This window comes from Sphaerimonospora thailandensis (assembly GCF_016863115.1).
In the GTDB taxonomy this organism is placed as follows: Bacteria; Actinomycetota; Actinomycetes; order Streptosporangiales; family Streptosporangiaceae; genus Sphaerimonospora; species Sphaerimonospora cavernae.
Genome location: NZ_BOOG01000023.1, coordinates 1 through 19,649, shown reverse-complemented (window position 1 = coordinate 19,649; position 19,649 = coordinate 1). Strand labels below are relative to the sequence as shown.

General features: G+C 70.6%; 14 protein-coding genes and 1 pseudogene. 1 reads left to right on the top strand and 14 read right to left on the bottom strand.

Annotated elements, in window-relative coordinates; all coding sequences use genetic code 11:
* Positions 1 to 142: 142 nt before the first annotated feature.
* From Mth01_RS13825 to thrC, 7 genes are all read right to left on the bottom strand, one after another.
* Positions 143 to 790, bottom strand: a complete 648-nt coding sequence (locus Mth01_RS13825) for an L-threonylcarbamoyladenylate synthase (RefSeq protein ID WP_204016241.1) — start codon at positions 788 to 790, stop codon at positions 143 to 145.
* A gap of 40 nt (positions 791 to 830) precedes the next feature.
* Positions 831 to 1,685 (bottom strand): peptide chain release factor N(5)-glutamine methyltransferase, encoded by an 855-nt coding sequence (prmC, locus tag Mth01_RS13820; protein WP_204016240.1) that lies wholly within the window; start codon positions 1,683 to 1,685, stop codon positions 831 to 833.
* A 137-nt stretch (positions 1,686 to 1,822) separates the two neighbouring features.
* Complete coding sequence (prfA, locus tag Mth01_RS13815; protein WP_204016239.1) at positions 1,823 to 2,878, bottom strand: peptide chain release factor 1; 1,056 nt, start codon at positions 2,876 to 2,878, stop codon at positions 1,823 to 1,825.
* Positions 2,879 to 3,015: 137 nt separating this feature from the next.
* Positions 3,016 to 3,237, bottom strand: coding sequence for a 50S ribosomal protein L31 (gene rpmE / locus Mth01_RS13810; protein ID WP_204016238.1), 222 nt, complete (start codon positions 3,235 to 3,237; stop codon positions 3,016 to 3,018).
* Positions 3,238 to 3,510: 273 nt separating this feature from the next.
* On the bottom strand, positions 3,511 to 5,502 hold the full coding sequence (rho, locus tag Mth01_RS13805) for a transcription termination factor Rho (protein WP_204016237.1): 1,992 nt from the start codon (positions 5,500 to 5,502) through the stop codon (positions 3,511 to 3,513).
* A gap of 413 nt (positions 5,503 to 5,915) precedes the next feature.
* Positions 5,916 to 6,881 carry a homoserine kinase gene (thrB, locus tag Mth01_RS13800; protein WP_204016236.1) on the bottom strand — a complete coding sequence of 322 codons (966 nt, stop codon included), beginning with the start codon at positions 6,879 to 6,881 and terminating at the stop codon, positions 5,916 to 5,918.
* A 107-nt stretch (positions 6,882 to 6,988) separates the two neighbouring features.
* Positions 6,989 to 8,047, bottom strand: a complete 1,059-nt coding sequence (thrC, locus tag Mth01_RS13795; protein WP_204016235.1) for a threonine synthase — start codon at positions 8,045 to 8,047, stop codon at positions 6,989 to 6,991.
* A gap of 243 nt (positions 8,048 to 8,290) precedes the next feature.
* Here thrC and Mth01_RS13790 point away from each other — a divergent pair, with 243 nt between their 5' ends.
* Positions 8,291 to 9,817, top strand: a complete 1,527-nt coding sequence (locus tag Mth01_RS13790) for a glycosyltransferase (RefSeq protein ID WP_239089641.1) — start codon at positions 8,291 to 8,293, stop codon at positions 9,815 to 9,817.
* A 27-nt stretch (positions 9,818 to 9,844) separates the two neighbouring features.
* Here the strand turns inward: Mth01_RS13790 and Mth01_RS13785 are convergent, their stop codons facing one another.
* The 7 genes and pseudogenes from Mth01_RS13785 to Mth01_RS13755 form a co-directional block, all read right to left on the bottom strand.
* Positions 9,845 to 11,563 carry a glycosyltransferase family 2 protein gene (locus Mth01_RS13785; protein ID WP_204016234.1) on the bottom strand — a complete coding sequence of 573 codons (1,719 nt, stop codon included), beginning with the start codon at positions 11,561 to 11,563 and terminating at the stop codon, positions 9,845 to 9,847.
* Positions 11,560 to 12,765, bottom strand: coding sequence for a glycosyltransferase family 2 protein (locus Mth01_RS13780; RefSeq protein ID WP_239089640.1), 1,206 nt, complete (start codon positions 12,763 to 12,765; stop codon positions 11,560 to 11,562). Before Mth01_RS13780 ends, Mth01_RS13785 begins: the two co-directional genes overlap by 4 nt.
* Positions 12,766 to 12,890: 125 nt before the next feature.
* Positions 12,891 to 14,351 carry a glycosyltransferase family 39 protein gene (locus Mth01_RS13775; RefSeq protein WP_239089639.1) on the bottom strand — a complete coding sequence of 487 codons (1,461 nt, stop codon included), beginning with the start codon at positions 14,349 to 14,351 and terminating at the stop codon, positions 12,891 to 12,893.
* 324 nt (positions 14,352 to 14,675) lie between these two features.
* A complete protein-coding gene (locus tag Mth01_RS13770) occupies positions 14,676 to 15,956 on the bottom strand; it encodes a homoserine dehydrogenase (RefSeq protein WP_204016323.1) in 1,281 nt (426 codons plus the stop codon).
* 100 nt (positions 15,957 to 16,056) lie between these two features.
* On the bottom strand, positions 16,057 to 17,466 hold the full coding sequence (lysA, locus tag Mth01_RS13765; protein ID WP_239089638.1) for a diaminopimelate decarboxylase: 1,410 nt from the start codon (positions 17,464 to 17,466) through the stop codon (positions 16,057 to 16,059).
* A 126-nt stretch (positions 17,467 to 17,592) separates the two neighbouring features.
* The gene (locus tag Mth01_RS13760; RefSeq protein ID WP_204016230.1) at positions 17,593 to 18,318 is read right to left on the bottom strand and encodes a DALR anticodon-binding domain-containing protein; all 726 of its coding nucleotides are present in this window, start codon (positions 18,316 to 18,318) and stop codon (positions 17,593 to 17,595) included.
* Positions 18,319 to 18,352: 34 nt separating this feature from the next.
* Positions 18,353 to 19,649: pseudogene (locus tag Mth01_RS13755) on the bottom strand (hypothetical protein); the annotation flags it as partial.

Here is a 19,649-nt window from a genome sequence, read left to right as displayed (position 1 = left end):
CCTCCACAGAGATATCCGCGCACTTCACCGTAGCCTGACTGGCGGCGTAAATGAAGTCCGATAGCCAGAAGGCATAAATAAACCACCCCCCTCGAACCCCCACGCCCCCGTGATCTTGCACTGCTGAGTCTTCGGGCTCGTTCTAGTCTTCGGTGGCGAGATAGCCCACGACGGGGCGGATCTTCTCGATCGGGATCGCGCCCTTGCGCAGCACCCGGGGCACGGCCGTCGTCAGGTCCACGATGGTGGAGGGCACGTTCTCGTCGCACGGGCCGCCGTCGAGGTAGACCGACACCGAGTCGCCGAGTTGTTCCTCGGCCTGCTCGACCGTGGTCGCGGGCGGCATGCCCGACCGGTTGGCGCTCGACACGGCCATCGGGCCGGTCTCCTTGAGCAGGTCCAGGGCGATCTGGTGCAACGGCATGCGGACCGCGACCGTGCCCTTGGTGTCGCCCAGATCCCACGACAGCGACCTGTTGGCCCGCAGGATCAGCGTGAGCGGGCCCGGCCAGAAGGCGTCCATGAGGTCCTGGCCGTACATGCCGAGGCTCTCGACCAGCGCGTTGGCCGCCTTGACGGTGCCGACGAGCACGGGAACCGGCATGTCCCTGCCCCGGCCCTTGGCTTCGAGCAGGTCGTTCACGGCCGCGTGCACGAACGCGTCACAGCCGATGCCGTAGACGGTGTCGGTGGGGATGACCACGAGGTCCCCGTTCCCCACCGCCGTCTTCGCGGCGGCGACTCCCTCGGCCCGCCCGGCCTTGTCCACGCAGTCATACCGTCGGCTCACAACCCCATCCTTCCATCCACGCCCTCTCCTGGAGGGCCGATCAGTCCTGTTCCAGGCGGGCGGTGACGAAGCGGTCCCGGCCGGTCAGATCCTGGCGGAGGCGTACGTCACGCCAGCCGTTCTCCTCCGGGAACAGCCAGTACACCGAGTTTCCCTGCTCGTCGGCGTGCTCGACGGCCACGAACCCGCCCGGCCGCAGCAGCCGGCGTGCCGTACGCTCAACGGCTCTGACCTCGTCCAGGCCGTCCTCGCCCGAGCCGTACAGTGCGCGCGTCGGGTCGTAGTCACGCACCTCCGGGTCGCGCGGGATCGCGCCCGGCGGGATGTACGGCGGGTTGGAGATCACCAGATCCACCCGCCCGTCGAGCTCGGGCAGGCAGTCGGCGAGGTCCTCGGGATGGAGCGTGGTACGGCCCTGGCCGTGCTCGAGGATGTTGCGTTTCGCCCAGCCGTACGCCAAGGGGTCGATCTCGACGGCATGCACCTGGGCGAGCGCGACCTCCTGTGCGATCGACAGCGCGATCGCCCCGGATCCGGTGCCGAGGTCCACGACGATCGGCGACGCCACGTCCATCTCACGCAGCCGGTCGATCGCCCAGCCCGCCACGACCTCGGTCTCCGGGCGGGGTACGAACACCCCCGGCCCGACCTCGAGCGACAGATAGCGGAAGTAGGCGCGGCCGGTGATGTGCTGCAGCGGCTCGCGGGCCTCCCTGCGGGCGATGCCCTCCCAGAACCGCGCGTCGAAATCGGCGTCCTTGACCAGGTGGAGCCGCCCTCGGGACACACCGTGTACGAAGGCCGCGATCTCTTCGGCGTCCGTGCGCGGGGACGGCACGCCCGCCTCGGCAAGCCGGGCGGTCGCGAGGGCGATCTCATCGAGCAGGAGGGTCATGGTCTCTTACGGCACGGTCTCTTGTGGCTCGGGGACTTTCTCGGGCTTTTTCTGTCTTCTGCGGGTTCTTCTGTGGGTTCTTCTGCGGGATTCTGACTTCGGTTGATGTTTCGGCTCGGATCAGTCACGAAGGGCAGTCACGAAGGGGCGGTGACATCCCCCAGCTTCTCCGCCAGTTCCGCGTCCAACAAAGCCTGTATCACCGTGTCGAGATCGCCATCCAGAACTTGGTCGAGGTTGTACGCCTTGTAGCCGACCCGATGATCCGAGATTCGGTTCTCGGGGAAGTTGTACGTACGAACCCGCTCGGAACGGTCGACCGTACGCACCTGGGACTTACGCTCGGCCATGGCGGCGGCCTCGGCCTCCTCCTGCGCGACCGCGAGGAGCCGGGCACGCAGGATGCGCAGGGCCGACTCCTTGTTCTGGAGTTGGCTCTTCTCGTTCTGACAGGAGACGACCACACCGGTCGGAATGTGGGTGATCCGGACCGCCGAGTCGGTGGTGTTGACGCTCTGCCCGCCGGGGCCGCTGGACCGGAACACGTCGATCCGCAGGTCGTTCGGGTCGATCTGGATGTCGACCTCCTCGGCTTCGGGGTAGACCAGGACTCCGGCGGCCGAGGTGTGGATGCGCCCCTGGGACTCGGTCACCGGCACCCGCTGGACACGGTGGACGCCGCCCTCGAACTTCAGCCGAGCCCAGACGCCCTCCTTGCCCTTGATCGCGACCGTGACGTCCTTGTAGCCACCGAGGTCGGAGTGCTGGGCGTCGATGATCTCGGTCTTGTAGCCGACCCGCTCGGCGTACCTGAGGTACATCCGCAGGAGGTCGCCGGCGAACAGGGCGGACTCCTGCCCACCCTCACCGGCCTTGATCTCCATGAGGATGTCCTTGTCGTCGTTCGGGTCGCGGGGGACGAGGAGGTGCGTCAGCTTCTCCTCCAGGCCCGGGATGCGGCCCTCCAGCTCGGCCGCCTCCTCCGCGAACGCCGAGTCCTCGGCCGCCAGCTCCTTGGCGGCGGCGAGGTCCTGGCGTACGGCCTCCAACTCCCGATAGGTGGTGACGATGGGCGTGAGCACCGCGTAGCGCTTGCCGTAGGTCCTCGCTCTGGCCTGGTCGGCATGCACAGCGGGGTCGGCGAGTCGCAGTTCGAGGTCCGCGTACTCACCCATGATTTCGTCGAGGTTCAACTCACGCTCCTTTCCGCACGATCCTCGGGATCCAGCCGGGCGCCGGGGTGTCCCCAACCCCGATCACCAAGAACGCCGACCCGGACGCGGCCTCTCGTTGACAGAGAGCCGCACCCGAGCCGGCGTCCGGGGATGCGCTACTTGCCCGTCTGGGCCTTCTTGCCGAAGCGCGCCTCGAAGCGGGCCACCCGGCCACCGGTGTCGAGGATCTTCTGCTTGCCCGTGTAGAACGGGTGGCAGGCCGAGCAGACGTCGGCGTGGATGACGCCGTTCTTCGCCGTGCTACGGGTGGTGAAGGAGTTCCCGCAGGTGCAGGTCACCTGTGTGGCCACGTACTCCGGGTGGATGTCGGGCTTCATGTCCTCAGTCCTAACGCTAGAGTGCGGTCGCCGGGTCGCTTCTGCCCGTACGGCTGCGCCGTACGGCTGGCGCGCATCGGCACACCTTGTATGCGCGCGTGCGGGAACCGGTACCGCGGCGGTTCGGCTACCAGTGTGCCAGATCCTTCAACCAGCCCAGGCCATGGACTTATTCCAGGCGACAAGACCCGCCCACAGAGCCACGGCCCGAACAGGCGAACGCCCCGTACGGCAGGGCCGTACGGGGCGTTCGTCTTCCGATCAGACGGCGCGTCAGTCGCGGTCGCTGCTGACCGTGGTCTTCTGCACCTGGAGCAGGAACTCGGCGTTGGACTTGGTCTCCTTCATCTTCTCGATGAGGAGCTCCAGCGCCTGCTGCATGTCGAGGGCGTGGAGGACGCGGCGGAGCTTCCACACGATGGACAGCTCCTCCTTGCCCATGAGGATCTCCTCCTTGCGGGTGCTGGACGCGTCGACGTCCACCGCGGGGAAGATCCTCTTGTCGGCCAGCGACCGGTTGAGCTTGAGCTCCATGTTGCCGGTGCCCTTGAACTCCTCGAAGATCACCTCGTCCATCTTCGAGCCGGTCTCGACCAGCGCGGTGGCGAGGATCGTCAGCGAACCGCCGTTCTCGATGTTGCGGGCGGCGCCGAAGAACCGCTTCGGCGGGTAGAGGGCCGTCGAGTCGACACCACCGGACAGGATCCGGCCGCTCGCGGGCGCCGCGAGGTTGTAGGCGCGGCCCAGCCGGGTGATCGAGTCGAGCAGGACGACCACGTCGTGGCCCAGCTCGACCAGGCGCTTGGCCCGCTCGATCGCCAGCTCGGCGACGGTGGTGTGGTCCTCGGCCGGCCGGTCGAAGGTCGAGTGGATGATCTCGCCCTTCACCGTCCGCTGCATGTCGGTGACCTCTTCCGGACGCTCGTCGACGAGGACGACCATCAGGTGGCACTCGGGGTTGTTGCGGGTGATCGCGTTGGCGATGGCCTGCAGCACCATCGTCTTTCCGGCCTTGGGCGGCGAGACGATGAGACCGCGCTGGCCCTTGCCGATGGGCGAGACCAGGTCGATGATCCGCGTGGTGAGGATGTTCGGCTCGGTCTCCAGACGCAGGCGCTCCTGCGGGTAGAGCGGCGTGAGCTTGTTGAAGTCGGGCCGCTGACGGGCCTGATCCGACTCCATGCCGTTCACCGAGTCGAGACGGACGAGCGCGTTGAACTTCTCGCGGCGCTCACCGTCGCGCGGCTGCCGTACGGCGCCGGTCACGACGTCGCCCTTGCGCAGGCCATGCCTGCGGATCTGTGCGAGCGAGACGTACACGTCGTTGGCCCCCGGCAGGTAACCGCTGGTCCGCACGAACGCGTAGTTGTCGAGGATGTCCAGGATGCCGGCGATCGGGATGAGGACGTCGTCCTCGCTGATCACCGGCTCGCCGCTGTCGAACCGGTCACGGCCGCGGCGGTTGCGCTCGCGGAACCGGCCACGCCGGCCGCGGCCGTCATCGCCCTGCTGGTCGTTCCTGCCGTCGCCGCGCTGGTCGCGGCCGCGGCTCTGGCCGTCGCCCGCGTCGACCGCGGCGGGGCGCTGCTCGGTCCGGCTGTCACGGCCGTTGTGGCCGTCACGACCACTGTGACCGTCACGGCCATCACGATCCGAGCGGTCGCGCCGGTCCCCGCGCTCACCGCGGGTACGGCGCTCACGCCGGTCGCCGCCCCGCTCGGACCGGCCCTCGGTGCGCGTCTCGCCCGGCGCGGCATCCGCCTGCGACTCGGCCGGCGCCACCGACGAGGCGGCGGGCGATCCGGCGGTCACGCTGTCGGCGGGAGCGCTGACAGCAGCGGGTGCGCTTACCACGGGCTCGGACGCGGCGGGCCGCTCCTCACGCTCGACGGCGGGCTGCTCAGGCGTCGCCTGCTCAATGGTCGTCTGCTCAGCGGCGGCGGGCTTCGCGGCGCGGGAACGTTCCCTGCGGCCGCGCGTGGGACGTTCGGCGGCCGGCGCCTCGGCCGGGGCGGCGGACTCGGCCGCCTTCGGCTCGGCGGAGGCCTGTCCCTGCTCGCCCTGCTTCTCCTGGATGGCCGCGATGAGTTGGCTCTTACGCATCCGTCCGATCCCGGTGATGCCCAGGGTGGACGCCAGGGCCTGCAGCTCGGGGAGCACCATGCCGGCGAGGCCGGTGCCGGAGCGACGACGTCGGGCCGGGGCGCTGGTGGGGGTGTCGCCGGCGGCCTGGCCGTCGGAGAGGAGTTCGGTGGTGTCGCTCAACTAAGGGTCCTTCCCAGGGGTTGGGCGCCAGAATCGTGCGTCCAGGCGTCCCGGTGGTGCGACCCGGCGGGACAGACCGGGCCGGGCTTGACGAGTCTCATGTGTCGATGACCCTCGGGACTCGCAAGCGGTAGGTGCCCGGGGGACTTCCCCCGGATTGCCGTCACCAACCAGATGTCTTGGTGGATCGAACGCGCATGTCTCCGAGAACCCCGCCTCTCGCCAGGCCACTCGCAGGTGAGCTGACTGAAGGTAACGGTTTCGGGAAAATCGCCATGCCCGCGTCGAAGGACGCGGAGCGAAGTGCAGCGATGTGCGAATGACAAGCACGCACCCAACACGGGGGCACCTGGTGCGGCTATCAGCCTAACATCACCAGCGCGCACAACTATTCCCTGAAGGTCGAAGAGGCATCAGCGTGTCTCGGGAAACCGAACGTACGCACCACGTGGGTCGACGTTCATTGGCTGGATGTGCCAGTCATTACCCACTTTAGGCGCGATCAAATCCTTGGTGTCCCGTGTCATGAAAACGAGAACCGTGGGACCGGCCCCCGAGACCACAGCCGGCACACCGGCCGCACGAAGCCCGCGTACCAGTTCCGCCGTGCGCGGCATCGCCGACGCACGGTGATCCTGATGGAGGCGGTCTTCTGTACCGGCGAGCAGCAGGCCGGGTTCCGGCCGTTGTGTGAGCGCCGCTACGAGCAATGCCGCGCGGCCCGCGTTGAACGCGGCATCCGCGTGTGGAACGTCCTTCGGCAGCAGCCCCCGCGCCTCTTCCGTGGACAACCGGAAGTCCGGGATCAACACGACCGGGCGGACATCCTCGTGCGGAGTCACTTTCACCATACTCGACGCTCCGGACTGGTCCGTCCAGGCGATGGTGAGTCCGCCCGCCAGGCAGGGCGCCACGTTGTCCGGATGCCCCTCCAACTCGGTGGCCAGGGCGAACACCTCGTCGTCCGGCAGGGGCCGTACGGCTCCCGCCGCGCCGTCGGCGAGTGCGGGCGCGAGGGCACGGGCGGCGAGGACGCCGGCGCAGATCGCGGCCGAGGACGAACCGAGGCCGCGCGCGTGCGGGATCCGGTTGCGGCAGCGCAACCGGATGCCGGACGGCTGGACGACGCCCATGCGGTCGAACGTGGTCCGCATGGCCTTGACGATCAGATGGCTCTCGCCCCGGTCCAGCTCGCCCGTGCCCGCGCCCTCCCCCTCGACCTCGACCCGCACGTCCCGCAGCCGCGCGCCGTCCGCGTCGAGCACGGCGGCCTCCACCTCGTCGTACAGGTCGAGCGCGAGGCCGAGGCTGTCGAATCCGGGGCCGAGGTTGGCGCTGGTCGCCGGCACCCGGACCACGACGCCGTGACTATCCGTCATTCATGGTTTCCATTCATCTCGGATGGACGAACGGCGTCTCGTAGTCGGGGCATGCCGACGAGGCGCCGGGCAGACGTGGGCAAACGCCGGGCACCGGGCGGGAGATGTCAGGCGAGACCGAGCGCGGAGGCGGCGGCATACGCGTCGATGGGAATCGTCACCGGAGACGGAGCACCCGAGATGGCCCAGTCAGGGTCCTTGAGTCCGTTGCCGGTCACCGTGCAGACCACGCGCTCGCCCGGCGTGAGGAGACCCTGCTCGTGCGCCGTCAGCAGTCCGGCGACGCTCGCGGCCGAGGCGAGCTCGACGAAGACGCCCTCCTCCTGCGCGAGCAACCTGTACGCGGCGGCGATCTGCCGGTCGGTGACGGCCTGGATGCCGCCGCCGGACTCGTCGCGGGCCGCCTCCGCGAGCCGCCAGGAGGCCGGGTTGCCGATCCGGATGGCCGTCGCGATCGTCTGGGGGTGGGTCACCGGGGCGCCGGACACCAGCGGGGCTGCGCCGCTGGCCTGGAAGCCCAGCATCCGCGGCCGCTTGGTGGCCAGGCCGTCGTCGGCGTACTCCTTGTAGCCCATCCAGTAGGCCGAGATGTTGCCCGCGTTGCCGACGGGGATGCAGTGGACGTCCGGCGCGTCGCCGAGCGCGTCGACGATCTCGAACGCCGCGGTCTTCTGCCCCTGGAGGCGGTGCGGGTTGACGGAGTTGACCAGCGCGATCGGGTAGTTCTCCGCGAGCTTCCTGGTCATCTCCAGGCAGTCGTCGAACGATCCCTCCACCTGCAGCAGCTTCGCGCCGTGCACGAGCGCCTGGGCGAGCTTGCCCATCGCGATCTTGCCGCGCGGCACGAGGACGGCGCAGCGCAGCCCGGCGCGTACGGCGTATGCCGCGGCCGAGGCGCTGGTGTTCCCGGTGGAGGCGCAGATGACGGCCTTGGCGCCCTCTTCGACGGCCTTGCTGATGGCCACGGTCATGCCGCGGTCCTTGAAGCTGCCGGTGGGGTTGAGGCCCTCGATTTTGAGGTGGACATCGCAGCCGGTGATCTCGGACACGCGCCTGGCGGGCAGGAGCGGTGTGCCGCCCTCGAGCAGGGTCACCACTGGCGTCGTCGTGGAGACCGGCAGACGGTCGCGGTACTCCTCGATCAGGCCACGCCAAGCCCTGGACATGATTGCTTGCTCCTCCCACGCGCGACGCGCGTGTCACCTGCGGTATCGGGCAACGAGTCTACGGCCATCCGCCTGACGTCCGGGATGCGCCGTCCAACTGGTGGACATCTGGGCGGGCATCGCCGTTTCCAGGGGATTCCCACGCTCGCCCCGCGAAACCGTCGGCCGGCTTGGTTAGGGTGAACGGCGTCCGATGGAGATCGCAAGGTCTCGCGAGGTATCGCAAGGTGAGGAGCGGCGATCGTGACGGGAGGCCACGTCAGGCCGAGGATCCGGCACAACGACTATTCCCCGCTGGCCCCGCCGCCCGTCGGGGAGTGGGTCCCGACGCTGCCCGCCAGCGTCGTCATCCCCGCGCACGGCCGGCAGCACCGTCTGAACCTGACGCTGGCCGCGCTCGCCGCGCAGACCTACCCCGCCTCCCTCACCGAGGTCATCGTCGTCGACGACGGCAGCGATCCGCCGCTGCGGCTCCCGGAGATCCGCCCGGACAACACGCGGATCATCTCCAGCCCGCCAGGAGGCTGGGGTGCCGGACACGCGATGAACGCGGGCGTCGAGGTCGCGACGGGCGAGATCGTCCAACGTCTGGACGCCGACATGGTGATCTGCCGGGAGCACCTGGAGGCGCTCTTCCGCTGGCACCACCTCACGGACTATCTCGTGACGATCGGCGGCAAGAAGTTCGCCGAGGAGCCCGCTCTGACTCCCGAGCAGGTGTACGACGCGGTGCGGCACGGCACGCCGGAAACGCTGTTCGACCCGGCGGCGCTCGTGTCGAGCTCGACCGAGGAGACGATCCGCCGCCTCGGCGGGCTGCGGGCCAGCCGCAATCCCTACCAGGTCTGCACCGGGCCCACCGTCTCGCTGCGCCGTGCCCTGCTGCGTGAGGTGCGCGGCTTCGACCCGGAGGTCGTGCGCGGCCAGGACACCGAGTTCGCCTATCGGCTCGCCCAGGCCGGGGCGGTGTTCGTGCCGGACATGACGGCGCGGGCCGTGCATCTCGGGCTGCCGGCCCAGCGCGGTGAGCACGGCAAGGCGATCGTCCGGCTGGTCGAGACCCATCTGGCGCAGAAGGTGCCGCTGCGGCGGGATCTCCGCAAGGAGCGCGACCGGCGGCGGCCGGTGCCGTACGTGGAGATCGTGCTCGACGTGACCGGCGCGGACGAGACGCTGATCCGCACGTCCGTCGACGCGATCCTCACCGGAACCGATGCCGGGCTCACCGACATCGCCATCACGCTTGTGGGGCCCTGGCCGGGCCTTTCCGACCGGGCGAGCCAGGCGCCGGGGAGCAGGGCGTTCGATCTCGCCCTGGTGCGGGAGGCATTCCGCCACGATCAGCGGGTTCGCTTCGCCGAGCGGGCGGCGCCGACCGCGGCTCCCGCGCCCTTCCGCTACACCACGCCGATCGACTCGCCTCCGGCCGCGGACGAACTGGAGCGGATGACCAAGACGATGCTGGAGGAGCGACTCGGCCTGCTGGTCGTCGAACTGCCGGACGGCCGCACCGCCGCCCTCGAACGGACGGAGGCCGCCGCCCGGGCCCGCCTGCTCGCCCGCCCCGGTGAAGATCTCTCCGCCGTCATCGAGGAGACCCACGGCATACGGCACGCCGCGGAGAAGGAGTTCCTCACTGCGCCCCAACGGCAGCCTGCCCCGGCGACTCCCCCAGCGTCTCGGCCTGTTCAGCAGCCCGTGGCTCAACCGCCCGTGACTCAACCCGAGCGGCCGCGGCAGCGCCTCGGCGGCCTGTTCCGCCGCTCGTGACTCAGGTCGTTTCCCCCAGGGAGCGACTTAGGACTTCCTGCCGTTGAACGTGCGGGTGAGGCCCCGGGCGAGGACCTTGATTCGCCTGAGGCTCCGCAGGCCACGCCGGCTCTGGGTGCGCCGGAGCGTCGAGACCTGCCGCCGGAGAGCGCCGACCTCCCGGCGGTAGCCGACGGCCGTTCTGCGCCACCGGCCGGCCTCCTCGCGCCACTTGGCGACCTGGCCGCGGATCCGCTCGACCTCCTTGGTGAGCCGCTCGACCTCGGCCTGTGCCTGCACCCGGGCCCGGTAGGCGGCCCGGACGCTCGGGAACGGTCCGGCCTCGGACCCCGAGGTGAAACCGTACGTCTCGCCGTCGGCCCAGAACGTGCCGAAGACCTCGTCGACGAAGGCGTCGACGTCCCCGCCGTCACCGCCGTCACCGTGCGCCATGGTCTCCCCCTCACCGTCCGCTTCGTGCGGGGAGACGAGCAGGGCGGCGCGGGCGAACGCCTGGGTGCTCTCCAGACGTGCCCCGGTGATGCCCTCCGGGTCCTCGGCCAGCAGGATGCTGACCAGCCCGAGGTCCTGCTCCTGTGCCAGCCCGAGGATCTGGGACAGGGTGTCCTCGCCGGGCGCCCAGCCCGGCGGCAGGCGCAGGCGGAACGGCGCGACGCTGTCGGAGAGCCCGGAGACCAGCCGGACCCGGCCCTCGTGACCGTAGTGCGCGCGCAGCAGGACGAGATCGAGATGGGGATCGGTGAGCGGTGCGCGCTGCTCCGGCCTGACCTCGTCCCACGGACCGGTCACGAGCACCGACAGGTCGGTCAGCGTACCGGCCAGGACCGCGTCCACGGTCGCCATGACGTCGTCACACGATGCGCCGGCGGCGTCGACCACCACCTCCAGCAGGGGGACCTTCCACTGCCGGGTGGGGTGTTTGCGCAGCCACCGGTAGACGGGGACGCGGTCGGCCACGAGCGGGTGGCTGACCCGGCTGATCGACTCGGCGTCCCGCATCCGCATCGACGGGCCGAGGTGATAGGCCCGCGCCTCGGGATCGGGGATGAACACCGCCCCGGCCTGAGCCAGGCGGTATCCCATCTCCGTGTCCTGGCCGAGGACCATGTCGGGATCCATGGGTCCGGCCCGTTCGAACAGCCGCGCCCCGACCGAGGTGGCCCCGCCGATATGGATGCTGAACGCCCTGTGGGTGCGGGTCAGCCCGTCCGTCCGGTCGACCATGTCCTCGATCCACGCGTGCGGCTCGGTCGGCTCGAAGAACTTCGCGAGGTCCTCGGCCTCGGCCACCTCCTTCGCGTCGGGAAGCGGCGCGGTGGTGAAGCGCAGATAGGACGTGACAGACAGGTAGGGCGCGAGGTGGTGCCAGCGCATGTGCGCCTCCACCTCTTCCCGCTCCGGCACGATGTCGGAGTCCATCCAGTGGATGACGTCGCCGATGGCCGCGGCCAACCCCATGTTCCGCGCCGCGGCGCGGCCGGGGGTCGGGCAGACCAGCAGGCGGGTGTTCTCCGGCCGGATGTCCGGCAGGCGCAGCGGCGGCTCGCTGCCGTTGTCGACGACGATGACCTCGATCAGGTCCGCCGGATATGTCTGGACGGCGAGACCCGCCAGCGTGAGGTCGAGCTTGGACTGGTTCGCATGGGCCGGCACGACGAGGCTCACCCGGAGCCGTGGCGTCCACGACGATCCCAGCGCGGGCGGGTCGAGGACGGTGTAGTCGTTTCCCCGGATTCGCGGCGTCATCCCGCCTCCACGCTCTCGCCGTCCCCCGCGACCTGACCGTCCTCCAGGATCACACTGGGCCGGAAGCCTCGCCACTGTTTGCCCGAAACTCTCAGGAAGTGCGCAAGTGGCCGCTGCCAGGTGTTCTCGCCGCTCAGCGAGCGCCGCAGGACGTACCCGAGCCCATGCGTGCGGTAGATCCGCCCGCCCCGGGCGACGACCGCGCGCAGCAGGTGGGCGTCCTCACCCCGGGGGTACGGTCCGAAACCGCCGACCTCCCGGAAGAGCTCGCTGCCGATCATGATCGTGCCCCCGGCGACGTGGTCGGTCCACCTCTCGCTGCCGTAGTCGGTCCGCCGGACCGTGACGTCGAGCGGCTCCAGGTAGAAGAACTCCTGGGCGGTGCCCACCACGTCGGCGCCGGAGTACGCCTTGGCGAGCAGGAGATCGGCGATGTGCTCGGGGCCGTACCAATCGTCGTCGTCCCACTTGAGGATGGTGTCGGTCGTGGCGTGGGACGCCGCCAGATTGAGCACCTCCCCGAACGGCGTGGCCCGGTCCGACTCCAGCACGATGACGGGCCAGGGGAAGCCCGCCACCGCCCTTTCGGCGAGCGCGGCGGAGAAACCGTGCGAGGCGACGATCACCTCGAGGTCCGCCCCGCGCTGGCGGGCGATCTGCCGCAGCGCGGCGTCCAGCAGGTGCGGCCGGCGCGTCGCCATGACCACCGTCACCGCCGGTGCCGTACGGCCGACGCCGCTCGCGCGCAGCGCGTGCCGGCGCAGCCGCACGCTGTGCTCCTCCCTGCGCAGATCACCGACCGAGTCCGGCGTGCCCTCGTCCGGCTCCGGGGTCCAGTTGGCGACCAGGTCGGCCAGGACGGGATCGGCTCGGCGGACCCAGGGCGGCGGCGGGCCGGAGGTGAGCGGCACTCCCGCGGCGGCGAGGTCGGTGACGGCCGCCAGCGCCTCCTCCGCCTGGCGGGTGGGCGTGGCGGGCCAGCCGACCCGCAGCCCGCGCAGCGGCCGGAGCGCGTCGATCTCCTCCCTGGTCACCCGGTGGCCCGGCGACCGCCCAGCGGAGCGCTCCACTCCTTCCGGGCCCTTCGGGGCGCGCTCCAAGAATCCATCGGCGATCCATTGTCCGGCGTTCCAGGACAGCTCAGCGGTTCCCTCGGCCGGAGATCGGGTGAACCCCACCGGCGAGCAGATGTCCGTCGCCACCGCACCTCCCGCGCCCACAAAGATCATTCGAGTCGTGGTGGACCCTTGTCAGATCAAACCGGTTAACTCCGTTGTCAGCAACCGTTCAGGATGGCTTCCTCGTTCTCTCCGGTTCCGGGAGAGCGTCACGGGTTTGGAACAGTCCGGGAGAACAGGGCCACCGTCAGGCCGGGAAGCTCCGCGGAGTGCCACGCGGAGGAGAGCCGGAATCCGACCGCCCGCACCGCCGTGACCTCGGGAAACTTCGAGCCTGTGAGGCCGGACTGCTTGGTGCCGCGCCAGACGATCCAGACCCGGGTGCGGCCCTTCAACGCGGCGGCGACGTCGGAACGTTCCGGATATTCGAAGGCCGTGCCCGAGGCCGTACCCACCCGCATGACGTCATCAGGGAGAACGCCCCGGCCGTAGTAACCGAATCCGGTACGCAACCAGCTCTGGCCGTACAGGATCGCGTCACGCTGCCGGGCCTTCGACTGGACGACCCGCACCGCTCCGGGGAAATCGTCGTAGTGGCCGTTCTGCTGCCGGTAGTCGATCTGATCCGGCATGCCCAGCACCGCGGCGATCAGCACGGCTCCCCATGCGGTGAGCCTGGGGATCAGGACTCCGGAACGCAGCAGGTCGTAGCCGGCGGCCAGCGTGACTCCCGCTGTAAGGGCCAGCGCGGGCGCGGCCACGAAAAGGTACCGGTCCACGTACGCCGGCGTGAGCACCGCCGAGACGAGCAGCAGGAGAACGGGCGGGAACACGAGCCAGCCGCCCAGCAGCGCCCCCCAGGCCCGGCCAGTCCGGCCAGTCCGGTCGGCCCGGTCGGCCCGGTCTGCGGGGCGTCGCAGCAGGATCACGACGCCGGCCACGGCGACCGCGAACAACGCCGGCCCCAGGGTGGGCGATCCCGTCACCATCTTCGGGAACTTGAGCAGCACGTCGGGGCCGTGCGGCTTGATCCAGCTGATGGCGTGGCGCTCACCCCACCCGACCAGTCCGAGGACCGCCACGGGCAGGCACCCGGCGGCCATCGCGGGCAGCGCCCTGGTCAGGATCTCGCGGCGCGGCAGCAGCCAGGCCGCGGCCAGAAGCTGCGCGGGAAGCACCAGCACCGAGAACAGGTGCGTGCATCCGAGCAGGGCCACGCCGCCCGCATACCAGCAGGCCCTCCGGGTGGTCGGCGCCTCGACCAGCCGGTGCAGCGCCCATGCGGAGATCACCGCGGCCGCCGCGGCGAACGCGTACGGCCGGGCGTTCGCGCCGTGGTACGACACCGAGGGCAGCACGGCGAACAGCGCGGCGCCGAGCAGCCCGGCACGCGCGCTGTGCAGCCGGCGCCCGAGATCGGCCAGGAACCCGGCCGCGACGCCCAGGGCGAGCGCCGAAGGCAGCCGCAGCCACCACTCCGCGTCGCTCAGCATCGCCCAGAAGTGCATGAACAGGTAGTAGGGCAGGAAATGCCCATCGATGTGCTGCACGAGCAGCCAGAGCCCGCTCAGCGAGCGGGTCACCGCGCTGTACGTCGCCAGTTCGTCACCGGACAGCGACGCGGACGTCCCGGAGATCGCCACGCCGGTGACCACGGCCCCGGCGGCCACCGGGGTCCATCTTGGGAGCCGTCGCCGACCGCGCTTCCCGTCCGGCTCCCGATCCCCCGGCCGGCTGCGCCGATGGGAACCGTGACGGACGGCCGCCGACCCCTCCCCCGCAAGAGTGACCATCCCGGCAGGCTAAGGAAACACTTCGCCTTGCTCAACCGCAAACGGTGACGTTGTTACCGAAACGAATCATCCGGTGGCATCCATCCCGCCGGTGTCTCCAGCCAGGAGCACAAGGTCAAGGCGGCGCGATCGAACTCCACGATTCAACAGGCCCGGCCGTGATCGCCGACCGGGTCCGTCGAGTCATGCAGTTTCTTCTGATCAGGGCGTTTCGTCACCCTCGACGCGCATCACACTCGCCACCGCGCGCACGATGTCGAGGTCGCGCAGCTCCTCGATGGTGGCCGACAGGGCGGCGTCGCTCGCCCGGTGGGTGACCAGGACGAGCTGCGCGTCGTCGCCGCGCCCCTCCTGCAGGACCGTCTGGATGGACACGTCGTGCTTGGCGAAGATGTCCGCGACCCGGGCGAGCACGCCGGGCTTGTCCGCCACGTCGACCGAGATGTGGTAGCGGGTGACCGTGTCGCCCATCGGGTGGACCTTCAGGTCGGCGTAGGTCGACTCCTCCGGGCCGCGGGTGCCGGCGAGCCGGTTGCGCGCCACCGCGACGATGTCCCCGAGGACCGCCGAGGCCGTGGGCGCACCGCCCGCGCCCGCGCCGTAGAACATCAGCCGTCCGGCCGACTCGGCCTCGACGAACACCGCGTTGTACGCCTCCCGGACCCCGGCCAGCGGGTGCGACCTCGGGATCATCGCGGGATGCACCCGGACGCCGATCGACCGCCCGTCGTCGGAACGGGCGCAGATGGCCAGCAGCTTGATCACATAACCCATGCCCCTGGCGGAGTCGACGTCCGCCGCGGTGATCTCCGTGATGCCCTCACGGTGGACGTCGGCGGCGGTGACCCTGCTGTGGAAGGCGATCCCGGCGAGGATCGCGGCCTTGGCCGCGGCGTCGAAGCCCTCCACGTCTGCGGTCGGGTCCGCCTCGGCGTACCCCAGCGCCTGCGCCTCCTCCAGCGCTTCGGTGAACGACGCGCCCGAGGAGTCCATCCTGTCGAGGATGTAGTTGGTGGTGCCGTTGACGATGCCGAGCACGCGGCGTACCCGGTCGCCGGCCAGCGACTCGCGCAGCGGACGCAGCAGCGGGATCGCACCGGCCACGCTCGCCTCGAAGTAGAGGTCCGCGCCGTTGTCCCGGGCCGCACCGTGGATGGTCGCGCCGTCCTCGGCCAGCAGGGCCTTGTTGGCGGTCACCACGGACTTGCCGCGCGCCATCGCGGCGAGGATCAGCGACCTGGCGGGCTCGATGCCACCGATCACCTCGACGACGATGTCCACGTCGTCACGGGTGACGAGGGCTTCGGCGTCCGTCGTGAGCAGCGCGGGGTCGACCTCGGTGTCGCGTTTGCGTCCGAGCCTCCGCACGGCCACGCCGGCCAACTCCAGGGGCGCGCCGACCCGGGCGGCCAGGTCATCGGCCTGCTCTCGCAGCAGGCGCACGACCTGCGATCCGACGACACCGCAGCCCAGCAACGCCACTTTGAGCGCCGGTTTACCGCCAGCGTTACTCACGAGCCCTCCTCGACTCGACCCACGAGTCCTCCTCGCTTCGCCCACCGCCGATTTCCCCGGCTGATGCTCACAGCTGGCCCCGCAGCAGGTCGTCCTCGGTCTCCCGGCGCACGATAACCCGCGAGCGGCCCGCTGACACCGCGACCACGGCGGGCTTGGGCAGGTAGTTGTAGTTGTTGGCCAGAGAGCGGCAGTAGGCGCCGGTGCCCGCAACCGCGATCAGGTCGCCGGGCGTCAGATCACCCGGCAGCCACAGGTCGCGGATCACCATGTCGCCGCTCTCGCAGTGCTTGCCGACCAGACGCGACAGCATGGGCTCGGCCCGGCTCTCCCGGGAGGCCAGGGCCGCCGTGTACTGCGCGCCGTACAGCGCGGTGCGGATATTGTCGCTCATTCCGCCGTCGACGCTCACGTAGGTCCGCAGGCCCTCCACGTCCTTGACGGTACCGACCTCGTAGACCGTCACGCCCGCGAGTCCCGCGATCGAGCGGCCGGGTTCGACGGTGAGTCGCGGTACGGGCAGGCCGGCCGCCCCGCACACCTTGGTGACGATCTCGTGGAGACTGTCCGCGATGACCTTGATGTCCGGTGCCTCGTCCCCCGCCACGTACGGAATGCCGTAGCCGCCGCCGAGGTCCAGCTCGGGAAGGATCACACCGTGCTCGTCCTTGATCTCCACGAGCAGGCCGGCGAGGCGGCGGGCCGCCACCTCGAATCCGGCCGTGTCGGTGATCTGCGATCCGATGTGGGAGTGCAGGCCGACCAGTTCGAGGCTCGGCAGCGCGAGGATGCGCCGTACGGCCTCCGCCGCGGCGCCGCTGTTCAGCGACAGGCCGAACTTCTGGTCGTCGTGCGCGGTGGCGATGAACTCGTGGGTGTGCGCCTCCACCCCCACGGTCACCCTGATCATGACCTTGGGGCGGGCGCCGTACCGCTCGGCGAGCCGTCCGAGCCGGGCGATCTCCTCGAACGAGTCGACCACGATGTGACCGACGCCGACCTCGACCGCCTTCTCCAGCTCGGCGACCGACTTGTTGTTGCCGTGCATCGTGATCCGCTCGGGCGGGAACCCGACGCTGAGCGCGACCGCGAGCTCGCCCGCGCTGCACACGTCGAGGCCGAGCCCTTCCTGGTCGACCCAGCGGGCGATCTCGCGGCACAGGAACGCCTTGCCGGCGTAGTGGACCTCGCCGTCGTGGAAGGCGGACCGGTAGTCGCGGCAGCGGGAGCGGAAATCTTCCTCGTCGACGACGTAGAGCGGCGTGCCGTGGTCTTTCGCCAACTCCCGGACGTCGACGCCGCCGATCGCGACGGCGCCGTCGATCCGGCCGGACGTTCGGGGCCAGATCGCCGGGTCGAGCGCGTTGAGATCGAGCGCGTTGAGGTCGACGGGAGCGTGCGGCGGGCCTTCCGGCGTCGCGGCGACGGGGGCCGCCTGTCCGTCATCTGACGCGGCGGTGTGGGCGAAGCGACTCACCCGAACGAGGCTATCCGACCTCGCCACCCACGAGAGACAGCTGACCATCTGGCGAGACAACGACAACATTAAATCCGGAAATCAGGTGATTCCAGCGGAAGAAATGGCCAAAAAGTTGCGGGCGGCTCACAATCTGGCGGGAAGTGGGGTCGACAGCACTCCGGAGAGCACGGTTCGCACGGCCATGGCGAGCCAGAGACGGGCGGTATGGACGGCCGTCACCGGCTGGTCCGCCCGCGGCACGGCCGGCGCGTGTTCGTGGGCGTCGTGGAAGGCGAGCGCGAGGTGCTCGGCGTACGTCTCCCAGGAGGGAGCGCGGCTCGCCGCCCGGCTGGGCAGTTCGGCGAGCAGCCGGAGCACCGCCCGGTCGTACGGATCGTCCAGCGCCTCGGGCCGCAGCCCCGTCTCCGGCACGCCCAGATCCCGAGCCCAGCGCCGTACGGCGACGGCGCGCACGTGCGCGTACCTGACGACGAAGCCCGGGTTGTCCCAGGTCCGGGGGAAATCCGGAGCCGCGCGGCCGGGCTCGGTCACCGCCGCCCACCGGGGCATGCCGTTCGCCTGCACGATCTCCCGCACCACCTCGCCGGGGCAGGTCACGGCTATCAGGAGGAGACCATCGGGCCGCACCCGTACGCCGGCGACGCCGTCATGGGCGCGGAGCCGTACCGCCAGATCCTCCGCGACCTCCCGGGCCTGCCTGGTCGCCGGTGCGGTTCCGCGCGCACCGCGCAGGGCGATCGGTGAGGCGTACACCGCCTCGCGCTCCCAGGATCCGTACGGCGCCGGCGGCTCTCTCGGCGGCATGCCGAGGAGCTCACCGAGGATCTCCGCGAGCCGGACGGGCGTCATCCCGGCAGCCTAGGGCAGGTCCGGGCGCATCGGTTCAGATCAGTGCGAGCGGTTCGGCGGGCACGTATCCCGCCAGGTGAGCCGAGCGGAGCAGCCGGCTTTCGGCGGAGTCGCGTACGCAGACATAGGAGTACCGATCGGCCGAGTAGACGCCGATGCCGTCGGTGCGGCACTGCCGCATGAAGACCTCGCCCCACTCCTCGGAGACGTCGGCCAGCCCCAACTCGGTGAGGATCTGGCGGCGGGCCAGCAGCGTCCCCCCGGCCACCTCGGGCAGGAAACGGTGCTCGGCCTCCGGTTGGCGCAGCAGCGTGGCGCCCGCCTCCGGCAGGTGGGCGTAGAACGCGGCCTTCCCGAGCACCTCGGCCTCGGTCGAGGCGAAATGCCGGACCAGGTCGGCCAGATAGTGCTCGCCGTACACGTCGCGGGGATCGAGGACCGCGACGTAGTCGCCGTCGGCGAGCCGCAGCGCGCGGTCGAGTCCGGCGCCGAGGGTGACGGGCCCGTCCGCGGCGCGGATCACGAGGTCGGGCTCGGCCTGCGGCGCCGCGTCGGGGTTCGAGAGCGCCTCGCGGGCGGCCTTCTCGACCAGGGCGGCGTCGAGGCCGTCGGCGACGATGACGAGCTGCCCCGGCCGGCGACGCTGGCGGGCGACCTGGGCGAGCAGGTGATCGAGCTCGGCCCGGCTCGCGACGGCGGTGACCGCGGTGATCACGGCGTTGTTGCGCACGCTCGGCACACCGAGAGTGTCCAGGATCGGGTCGAACAGCGGGGTCGCACTCGTTCGGGCCCGCCACGCCAGGTGCGCCTCACGGGCCAGCCGGGCGGGATCGGCCAGCAACACCTCGGCGGCCGCGGCGATCTCCTCGCCACGGGCGCCCGCCCGCACCTGGAGCACCGGCGTCCCGCAGGCCGCGACCTCGGCGATCGCCCTGGGGTCGGCGTCGGGGCCCGCGACCACCAGCGCAGGCCGCCGGTAGGCCGTCAGCACATCGTCGTAGGACGTCTCGTCGGCTTCGTCCTGTCCGGCCAGCACCACCCAGGAGGCCGCTGGGGGCGCGGCGACCGTGCCGAGCGTCACCACATCCCCGGAGCGGCCGCCGACCGCGGGGATCGGGTTGTGCACGCGCGGCTGGATCGCGTGGGTGAGGATGCCCACCCGGTCGTGCCGCAGCGCGGCCCGCCACTCGCGGGCCCGGGCCTCGGAGGTGGTCAGCACGTACTCGAAGTGCTCGGCCGCCGGGAACGCCCGCGAGACCGATCCGCCCGAGTGCCAGAAGACGGTTTTGACGCCGCGCTTACGGCAGGCGGCGACCAGGTCGCGCAGCGCC